The organism is uncultured Campylobacter sp. (assembly GCF_938045775.1).
GTDB lineage: Bacteria > Campylobacterota > Campylobacteria > Campylobacterales > Campylobacteraceae > Campylobacter_B.
Genome location: NZ_CALIBH010000128.1, coordinates 1 through 3,058, shown reverse-complemented (window position 1 = coordinate 3,058; position 3,058 = coordinate 1). Strand labels below are relative to the sequence as shown.

Below are 3,058 nucleotides of genomic sequence, written 5' to 3'. Positions count from 1 at the left end.
CGGATCTGACCTTTGAAGTGACGCAGCAGAACTACCACATCAACCCGCTCGATCTCATAAGTCTGAGGTGAAGCCGTGAGCGGGGAAAATTCTAAATTTAGCGGATCTTGCGAGGACGCCGAAAGTTTAAATTTAAGCGGACAGAATTCAGGCTGCGATTTAAATTTAGATGAGCAAAATTCTTTAAAAGAGCAGAATTGCGCCACTTCAAATTTGAGCGATGAAAGCTCTGCGGCGGCGTTAAATTTAAGCGAGCAAAATTCCGCCTCGGCGCTAAATTTAGATAACTCAAATTCCAAAACGACGCCAAATTTAAACAATCAAAATTTTACCGCTGCAACGGACGCCGAAGCAGCATCAAAGACGGCGGCGGGCGCTGTAAAAACAGAAGCCGTGACAGCCTCGGAGACAGCGCAAAACGATATTGAGGCGGCAGAGGCAGGCGTGGAAAGAACACGAAACACTACCGCAACGGCAAAAACAACGTCAGCAGGAGCGGCGACAGCAAAAGAAGCAGAGGCGGCGAGGCCGCAGATCCAAGAGCTCACCAATTTTCTTAGCGAATACACCGCCAAGATGCTTAGTATCGGCACTTACACCGCGCGTATAGAGCGCTGCGTGCGCAGGATAGCGGACGCTTACGACTATGAGGCGAGCCTGATGATCTTCGTGCGCCACTTCATCATCAGCGTGATGGACCCCGCGGACAACTCCATCCGCCGCACCTACGTCAAAACGGGCGCTGCGGCGCGGATTAGCTTCGATCTGATCTCGGAGCTAAGCGCGCTTAGCTGGGAAATTTACGACGAAAAAATCCCCCTTGCGCGCGCCAGAGCCTCATTTGCCGAAATTTTAGCCTCGCAGAAGAAAAGCTTTGCCAAAACTCTTGTTTTGCTAAGCGTCGCAAATGCCGCATTCTGCGAGCTTTTTGGCGGTGATGGCGGCGCGATGGCGTTAGTTTTTGCGGCTACGGCTTTTGGAATTTGCGCCCGCCATCTGCTTAGCAGATTCAAAATCAACCTAAAAGTCCAATACATCGCGGTTTCGTTCGCAGTCTCCTTCATCGTCTCGCTAGGCGCTCGCTACGGGCTTAGCGCCACGCCCGACGTCGCCGTGGGATCGAGCATACTCTTTTTGATCCCCGGCGTCTGGCTGATCAACTCGGTATTTGACATCCTAAACGAAAATATGCTCGTAGGCATCAGCAGAGGGCTAAACACAGGGCTTTTGATCATCTGCATCGCAATCGGGCTCTTTCTGACGCTTAGCATCTCAAATTTGGGGCTCGTAAATGTTTGATCTCGCGTTTTCGGTATTTAAGGATGCTTGCTTTGCCGCTGCGGCGGGGCTGGGGTTTGCGTATGCGTGCATGCCGCCTAAAAAGACGCTCATTTTCTCGGCACTGCTTGCAGCGGTTGCGCATTCGTGCAGGTTCCTGCTGATCCAAAGTCAAATTTTCTCAATCGCCGCCGCGACGCTTTTTGCGTCGTTTCTGATCGGCGTTTTAGGGATGCTTTGCGCCAAGCGCCTCAAGGTGCCCGCAGAGATTATCGCCTTTCCTGCGCTGCTTCCGATGATACCTGGCATCTACGCCTACAAGGCGGTTTTGGCGCTGTTTTCTTATATCAGAGCCGCGGGCGCAGAGCATAAACTCGCCCACCTCATCTCGTTTTTCGATAACGCCCTCGCCACGATCTCGATCTCACTGGCGCTAGGCACGGGCGTCTCAATAACGCTGCTAATTTTCTACGAGCAGTCCTTGATGATCACTCGCGGCGCAAGAGGCAAATAGCGCTAAATAAGAAATTTTAAGCAGACGCGACGGGTAAATTTAAATTTATCATCTTAGCTAGCGAGGTAAAATTTTATAAATTTACCGCCCTTTCTGCGAAGGTAAAATTTAGTTATATTCGCCATTTATCGCTCATTATTCGATATTTGCTTTATTGTTTTCTCTTTTTCGTCGTAGTAATATCCCATATAACTCAAAAGCATATTTCTGTAGCCCAAGATATATTTAAAGCTCTTATCTATCAATATGATATAAAAATCATATGTCGCATAATTATCTCTATATTTGAAAGCTATTTTATTGAATGGGCGGCTAGTGTCTATATCGCTATTTTCATAAATTTTATAAGTCATGCAAAATTCTTCCAAATTATTTTTAAAATTTCCATTTTCTTCACCATTAAGTGGTTTATATAAATTAAGAAATAATAAATTTATAGGGATTATGAGCGATGCTTCGATATTATTAATATCTATATTTGGATCTTGTAGATCTATCTTATACTTATAAACTCCATAATTTATTATTGCTTTATTCATGTCGCTTTCGCTAGCAAAATATAGATTGTATCTTAGATCCCCGTTTTCTAAAACCAAACTTTCCTTATCTTCCCAAGGATATACGACTTCGGTTTTAAAAATTTCTTTATCTATATAGGTCTCGGCATCTTGTATCGCTTTGCCGTTTCTACAAATTTTTGAGCCCAAATCCATAAGATAATCTAAATTTAGCCTTTTATCTATCTTGTAAAATTCGCATTTATCATCGGGGCGTTTATCCCCATGACATTTACTATGGACGCGTGTTAAATAATCTTTTAATTCTAGATCTTCAATATCTTCTTCGATGTGAAGATTTTTATATTTCATTCGGATATCATCTATTTTTTTAGCGATTTTTTCTTTAGAAAAGTTTTCGCTTTCATGCATCTTTTTAAGCATACACTTTAACGCTCTATCTTTAAGCTGTATATCGGTAAGATTGCCATCTAGATTGCATACCCATTTATATGGATCGGTTTCAATTTTTTCGGCTGAATTTGGGTATTTATATTCCGCGATAATCGAAAGTATCGCGCACAAAGCGCATATTATTATGATGCAGACCAAGCACAGATAATATCTCGTTTTCAAATTTCGCTCCTAAAATTTTCCGCAATATACCTCACATAGACTTAATCCGCGATAATTTTAGTATGCCTCAATATCGTTAAATCAGGGCTTTTCTTGATCCGCTTCGGCAAATTTCATCTCAATGATTCGTAGA

The 3,058-nt window shown here is 43.5% G+C and carries 3 protein-coding genes; 2 read left to right on the top strand and 1 reads right to left on the bottom strand.

Annotated features, from left to right (window positions below; genetic code table 11):
• Positions 1-534: 534 nt before the first annotated feature.
• On the top strand, positions 535-1,299 hold the full coding sequence (locus tag Q0238_RS04965; protein WP_297943462.1) for a threonine/serine exporter family protein: 765 nt from the start codon (positions 535-537) through the stop codon (positions 1,297-1,299).
• The gene (locus Q0238_RS04960) at positions 1,292-1,792 is read left to right on the top strand and encodes a threonine/serine exporter family protein (RefSeq protein WP_297943460.1); all 501 of its coding nucleotides are present in this window, start codon (positions 1,292-1,294) and stop codon (positions 1,790-1,792) included. Before Q0238_RS04965 ends, Q0238_RS04960 begins: the two co-directional genes overlap by 8 nt.
• 125 nt (positions 1,793-1,917) lie before the next feature.
• Here Q0238_RS04960 and Q0238_RS04955 read toward each other — a convergent pair whose 3' ends face one another.
• A complete protein-coding gene (locus Q0238_RS04955; RefSeq protein WP_297943458.1) occupies positions 1,918-2,925 on the bottom strand; it encodes a hypothetical protein in 1,008 nt (335 codons plus the stop codon).
• Between the last annotated feature and the right edge of the window lie 133 nt (positions 2,926-3,058).

Excerpts from the sequence above, each read along its gene's own strand:
- Q0238_RS04960 (WP_297943460.1), top strand. The coding sequence starts at position 1,292 with ATGTTTGATCTCGCGTTTTCGGTATTTAAGGATGCTTGCTTTGCCGCT.